This is a genomic window from Kitasatospora sp. NPDC048296 (assembly GCF_043201815.1).
Classification (GTDB): Bacteria; Actinomycetota; Actinomycetes; order Streptomycetales; family Streptomycetaceae; genus Kitasatospora.
In genome coordinates this window covers 23,605-30,027 of record NZ_JBICZB010000084.1, presented here as the reverse complement: position 1 = coordinate 30,027, position 6,423 = coordinate 23,605, and the positions used below count along the sequence as shown (strand labels likewise).

The 6,423-nt window shown below is 73.1% G+C and carries 5 protein-coding genes; all 5 read left to right on the top strand.

Annotated features, from left to right (window positions below; all coding sequences use genetic code 11):
* Nucleotides 1-247: 247 nt before the first annotated feature.
* The 5 genes from ACGF12_RS33055 to ACGF12_RS33035 all read left to right on the top strand — a co-directional run bounded on the left by ACGF12_RS33055 (nucleotide 248) and on the right by ACGF12_RS33035 (nucleotide 6,265).
* Nucleotides 248-1,657, top strand: coding sequence for a sensor histidine kinase (locus tag ACGF12_RS33055; RefSeq protein WP_393038403.1), 1,410 nt, complete (start codon nucleotides 248-250; stop codon nucleotides 1,655-1,657).
* Nucleotides 1,609-2,274, top strand: a complete 666-nt coding sequence (locus ACGF12_RS33050; RefSeq protein WP_380614901.1) for a LuxR C-terminal-related transcriptional regulator — start codon at nucleotides 1,609-1,611, stop codon at nucleotides 2,272-2,274. The genes ACGF12_RS33055 and ACGF12_RS33050 overlap by 49 nt, the downstream gene beginning before the upstream one ends.
* Nucleotides 2,275-2,475: 201 nt before the next feature.
* Entirely contained in the window at nucleotides 2,476-4,077 is a 1,602-nt protein-coding gene (locus tag ACGF12_RS33045; protein ID WP_393038400.1) for a DUF2637 domain-containing protein, read from the top strand.
* Between the two features lie 115 nt (nucleotides 4,078-4,192).
* Nucleotides 4,193-5,482 (top strand): DUF6986 family protein, encoded by a 1,290-nt coding sequence (locus ACGF12_RS33040; RefSeq protein ID WP_393038397.1) that lies wholly within the window; start codon nucleotides 4,193-4,195, stop codon nucleotides 5,480-5,482.
* A 126-nt stretch (nucleotides 5,483-5,608) separates the two neighbouring features.
* Entirely contained in the window at nucleotides 5,609-6,265 is a 657-nt protein-coding gene (locus tag ACGF12_RS33035) for a YigZ family protein (RefSeq protein WP_393038394.1), read from the top strand.
* The last annotated feature ends 158 nt before the right edge of the window (nucleotides 6,266-6,423 follow it).

Here is a 6,423-nt window from a genome sequence, read left to right as displayed (position 1 = left end):
ATGGTACTGCAGGGGGGACCCTGTGGGAGAGTAGGACGCCGCCGAACAATCATTCAGAAGAACCCCCATCCGGATCCCGGATGGGGGTTCTTCGCATTTTCGGACCATCTCAACCGGCGGGTGTTGCTCCGACCACCGACAGGTGGACCTAGGTCTACCTCGGAATTGGGGTGCCATGGCCAGTGTCCGGAGCCGGTCGTTCGTGAACACTGATGAAGGACGATCGGTACCGGCATCAGGAGCTTGCGTGACCACAGTGACCAGCACGAGCGGCACGTCCGTACGTGCGCAGACTCGGGCGGCCTTCGAGGCCGGCGTCCAGGGACTGGCCAGGCTGGCTCAGGTGGCGCTGGCCGCGGCCGCGGGGTTCGCGCTGCCGGTGGTGGCGGCCGTCCTCACGGGGGTGGCGACGGCCCAGTTGCTCATGGACTACTCCCCGGCGCCCCTGATCGCCCTCGTGGCCGCGCTGGTCGCCGGCTCCGTGGTGGCCACCGCCTTCGTCCGGAGGACCGCGGACCGTACCCGCAGGTTCCTGGAACGCTGGTACGGCATACGTCTTCCGGCGGCCTACGAGCCGCGGCCGGAGCTGGAGTCGGACGAGCGCGGGCACTGGTGGACGGGGTACTCCTACCACCGCTCGCGGACGGTCGCGAAGTTCGCGCAGCTGGTCCACTGGGGCCTGCGGGACCGCACCACCCGCGCCGAGCTGGCCTGGTTGGTGGTGAACCCCGTCCTTGCTGCCGCCTTGGCCGGTCCGGTGGTGCTGCTGCTGGTGCTGGGTGCCGCCTACACCCTGGCGGGGCCGGTTCCCGCGGACGGGTTCGGCCCGATGAGCCCGCGCATGATGTCGGTCCTGCTGAGCATCGGGGTCGGGATCGGCATGGTGCTCGCCGGGATACTCGTCGCACCGTACGCGGTGCGCGGGTACGCGGAGGTGGCCCGCCGGGTGCTGGACCAGGACGGTCGGGCCACGCACGCCCAGCTGACCAGGCGGGTGGCCGAGTTGACCGAGACCCGGGCGGACGCGGTGGGCAACCAGGCGGCCGAACTGCGGCGGATCGAGCGTGATCTGCACGACGGAGCCCAGGCGAGGCTGGTCGCGATCGGGATGACGCTGGGCACCATCGAGCACCTGATGGACACCGACCAGGCCGCCGCGCGGGAACTGCTCTCCGAGGCCCGGCAGTCCTCGGCCCGGGCGCTGCAGGAACTGCGCGACCTGGTCCGCGGTATCCACCCGCCGGTGCTCGCCGAGCGCGGACTGGGCGATGCCGTCCGGGCGTTGGCGCTGGACAGCGCGCTGCCGACGGAGGTGTTCGTGAGCCTGCCGGACCGGCTGCCGGCTCCGGTGGAGGCCGCCGCGTACTTCAGCATCTGCGAGCTGCTGGCCAACGCGGCCAAGCACTCCGGGGCGGACCAGGTGTGGGTGGACATCCTGTACCGGGCCGGCTCCCTACGGGTCACGGTGACGGACGACGGCGTGGGTGTGGCGGATCCGTCCCGGGGCACGGGCCTGCGCGGGATCGAACGCCGATTGGGTACCTTCGACGGTGCCCTCGCCATCGACAGCACGTCGGGCGGTCCCACCACCATCACCTTGGAGTTGCCGTGCGAGTTGTCCTCGCCGAGGACCTCTACCTCCTTCGCGAAGGCCTGATCCGGCTACTGGAAGCGCACGGCTTCACCATCGCGGCCGCCGTGGAGACCGGCCCCGAGCTGCTGGAGGCGCTGCTGACCCACCGCCCGGACGTGGCCGTGGTCGACGTCCGGCTGCCCCCGACGCTCACCGACGAGGGGCTGCAGGCGGCGCTCAAGGCACGCCGGGAGATCCAGGGCCTGCCGGTGCTGGTGCTGTCCCAGCACGTCCAGCAGCTGTACGCGCGGGAGTTGCTGGCCGACGGCACGGGCGGGATCGGCTACCTGCTGAAGGACCGGGTGTTCAACGCCGGCCAGTTCATCGACGCGGTCCGCCGGGTGGCTGCGGGCGGGACGGCGATGGACCCGGACGTGATCGCCCAGCTGATGCAGACCACCGCGCGCCGACCCGGCCCGCTGCTCGGGCTGTCCCCGCGCGAGCGCGAGGTGCTGGAGCTGATGGCCGAGGGCTGTTCCAATTCGGCGATCGCCGCCCGCCTCTCAGTGAGCGACGGCGCTGTGGCCAAGCACATCGCCAACATCTTCAGCAAGCTCGGACTCGCCCCGGACGAGGACGCCAACCGGCGGGTGATGGCCGTGCTCGCCTACCTCAACGGCACGGCGGGGCAGAACCGCTGACGGTCCGACCGGCCCCGGCGGAGGAGGTTGCTCCGTAGCGTGATGTGACACTCCAGGCTGCGGAAACGCTGAAACACGCGTACGAGTAAACTCCGATGGGCCGAGCCCGGAGGTTGCTCAGCCGTCCGGTGGCCCGATAGGCGGGAACCGGCAGCCGAGGCGCGTACGGCAGCAGCCGACATCCAGGGGTTGATAGACGTAATGGCACGCCCAACGCTCACCAAGGCCCATCGCGGCCTGCTCGGCCTGGTCGCGGCCGGCGCCTGCATCATCTCGGGCATCGGGTTCGCGGGTTCGTACAACGCGGTGCGCGAGTTGGCCCTGGAGAAAGGTTTCGGTGCCTTCTCCTACGCCTTCCCGATCGGCGTCGACGCGGGCATCGTGGTGCTCCTCGCCCTCGACCTGGTGCTGACCTGGCTGCGGATACCCTTCCCGATGCTGCGCCAGACGGCCTGGTTGCTGACCGTCGCCACCATCGCCTTCAACGCTGCCGCCTCGTGGGGCGACCCGCTCGGCATGGGGATGCACGCCGTCATCCCGGTGCTGTTCGTCGTCGTGGTCGAGGCCTCCCGGCACGCGGTGGGCCGGATCGCGGCGATCACCGCCGACCGTCACATGGAATCGGTCCGGGTGATGCGCTGGGTGCTCTCCCCGGTGCCGACCTTCCGGCTCTGGCGGCGGATGAAGCTCTGGGAGCTGCGCTCCTACGAGGAGGTCATCCGGCTGGAGCAGAACCGCCTGGTCTACCGCGCGCAGCTGCGCTTCCGGTACGGCCGTGGCTGGCGCCGCTCGGCGCCGATCCAGGCGCTGCTGCCGCTCAAGCTCGCCAAGTTCGGCGTCCCGCTGGACCCGTCGCTGCTCGACCGGCTGGACGAGGAGGCCCGCGAGCGCGAGGCCAAGGAGGTCCGGGCGGAGAAGGAGGTCAAGGAGCTCGAACTGCAGCTCCAGCAGAGCCGCGCCGCCACGGCCATCGCCTCGGCGGTTCCCGCGGTGGGCGGCCCGGTCCCCGCCCGCGCCGCGAGCGCGGCCCAGACCCAGCGGCCCCAGAACCCGCAGCAAGTCCGACCTGAGCCGTCCCAGGCGCAGGCGCAGGACAAGGACCAGCCCCAGGCGCAGCCCTCCGCCGAGGCCCAGGCCCCCGCAGCCCCCGCGGCTGCCGCGCCGATGTCCGCCGAGGTCGCCGCGCCGATGCTGGCGAAGCTGCACGCCGTCCGCCTGCGTGCCGCGCAGGAGCCGGAGGAGGCGGCGGACGCCGCCCCGCAGCCCCGTGGCGAGGAGCTGAACGTCTGGACCGAGCGCCCGGTCCGCACCACCGGCCACTCGGCCGACCCCGCACCGGGCGGGCGGGTGCCCGGCCAGGCCTCGCCGTGGTTCAAGCCGCCGCGCCCGGTCGCCGAGGAGCCCGTGCCGGTCCTTGCCCAGACGCCTCGGCCGCAGGCCCAGCACCCGGTCGTCCCGCAGGCCGAGCCGGGCGGGTCGCAGCAGGCCCCGGCCGCCCAGCAGGCCCAGGCCGAACGGCCGACCCAGCCCGAGCAGCCCGCTCCGGCCGAGGAGCCCGTCCAAGCCGAGCAGCCCGAACACCGCCCGGCGCCCACGGCCCTCGACCAGGACATCGCCTACGACGCCCTGGTCTCGTACATCGACAACCACGGCCACGAGCCCGACCCCCAGCGCCTCGCCGCCTGGCTCACCGCCGAGTACGGCGTCAGCGGCAAGGGCCCGGACGGCTCGGTCCACCCCAAGGAGGTGGCCGAGCTCTACCCGCAGCTTCGCGACCGCTACGCCGCCGCCGGGAGGGACTGAACCCGCGCCGACACCCTCGGTCCACCGCTCGGTCGGCCATTGACGCCCGACCCCGCCGGAGCTACCTTCGCCTCAACAAATTGTTGAAGCGCTGGTTCGGCATGGAGGAGTGCGGATGTCGCAGGTCGAGGTCGACGGAACCGGGCCGACGGGCGGGGCCTCCTTCTCCGCCGGCGCCCGCGCTGCCGTCGAGGCGCTGCTCGCCCCGGTGGACGCCGATCTGGGGCGCCGCTACCCGGGCGACTCCGGCACCCGGCAGCCGGTTCACACCGTCTACGTCCCGGCCGACGCCTTCGGCGCCGACACCGTGCGGGAGTGGGGCCGCCAGGCCGTGGAGGCCTTCGACACCCACGCCGGCACCCCCACCGAGCTCGCCCGCGCCCTCGGCGTCGCCGACGACGGGCTGCTCGCCGACGTGCACGCCCGGGTCCGCGCCAAGCTGCGGCGCGAGCCGATCGAGGACCTGCGGATCGACTTCGAGGACGGCTACGGCCCGCGCCCGGACGCCGAGGAGGACGCCGCCGCCGTCCGCGCCGCCGAACTGGTCGCCGCCGCGGTGGCCCAGGGCAGCGCGCCGCCGTACGTCGGCATCCGGATCAAGTGCATGGAGGCGCCCGTCCGTGCCCGCGGCATCCGAACCCTGGAGCTCTTCCTCGCCACCCTGCTGGCGAACGGCGGCCTGCCGGAGGGCCTGGTGCTGACTCTGCCCAAGGTCACCTACGCGGAGCAGGTCACAGCCCTGGTCCGGCTGCTGGAGGACTTCGAGCGCCGCGCCGGGCTGCCGGCCGGCCGGATCGGTTTCGAGATCCAGATCGAGACCACCCAGGCCATCCTCGGCCCGGACGGCCGGGCCACCGTCGCCCTCATGATCGAGGCCGCCGAGGGCCGTGCCACCGGGCTGCACTACGGCACCTTCGACTACAGCGCCTCCTGCGGGGTCAGCGCGGCCTACCAGAGCATGGACCACCCGGTCGCCGACCACGCGAAGGCGGTCATGCAGGTGGCCGCGGCCGGCACCGGGGTCCGGCTCTCCGACGGCTCGACCAACGTGATCCCCACCGGCTCCACCGAGCAGGTGCACGCCGCCTGGAAGCTCCACCACGACCTGGTCCGCCGCTCGCTGGCCCGCGCCTACTACCAGGGCTGGGACATGCATCCGGCGCACCTGCCGACCCGCTACGTCGCGGTGTACTCCTTCTACCGAGAGGGCCTGGCGGCCGCCGCCGCCCGGCTGGCCGCGTACGTCGCCAAGACGGGCGGGGACGTGATGGACGAGCCGGCCACCGCCCGGGCGCTCAGCGGCTACCTGCTGCGCGGCCTGGACTGCGGCGCCGTCGACCCGGCCGAGGTCACCGCGCTGACCAGCCTGGACCGCGCACAGCTGGACGCCCTGGCCGGTCGCTGACCCTCCGGTCGCCGACGCCCCGGCCGCCGACCCTCCGGTCGCGCGCCAACTAGGCTGGCGGTGCCGCCCCGGACGCCCGGGGTGCGCGCCGCCAGCCGTCGCCGTTCCCGGGAGAACCACCGCGCCATGTCCGCCACGCCGGAACCGACCGCCAGGCCGTACCTCACCATCCGGCGGGCCGGCAGCCACGAGACCGAGATCAAGAAGTCCCGTTTCATCTGCCACCTCGCCCGGGTCGCCGACGAGGACGAGGCGCAGGCCTTCATCGCCGGCATCCGCAAGCGGTACTGGGACGCCCGGCACAACTGCACCGCCTTCGTGGTCGGCGACGAGCAGCGCCGCGAGCGCTCCAGCGACGACGGCGAGCCCGGCGGCACGGCCGGGGTGCCGATGCTGGAGGTGCTGCGCCGGCGTGGCCTCACCGACACCGTCGCCGTGGTGACCAGGTACTTCGGCGGGATCAAGCTCGGCGCCGGCGGTCTGGTGCGGGCGTACGGGAACGCGGTGTCGGCCGCGGTCGACGAGATCGGCCTGCTGGAGCGGCGGCCGGTCGCGCTGCTCGCGGTGACGGCGGATCACGTACGCGCCGGGCGGGTGGAGAACGACCTGCGGGCCGCCGGGTACGCGGTGAGCGACCTCGTCTACGAGGCGGCCGGGGTGCGGATCGAAGTGGGCGTGCCGGAGCCGGAGGTGGCCGCGTTCCACACCTGGCTGGCCGAGGCGACCGGCGGTACCGCGGTGGCGGTCCCGGCCGGCCGCACCTATGTCGAGGTACCAGTCTGACCCACCGGTCGGGGAGCCCGCCCGGAGCTGTGGTGGCGCCGTGGTGGCGCCGGGGCGGCTGAGGCCCGAGCGCCCTCCGCCGGGTCGCTTTCCGTAGCCGAGCGGCCGCGCCGTGCGGAAGACCGCTTGAGTAGATTCACCCGAACGTAGTGTCGTGG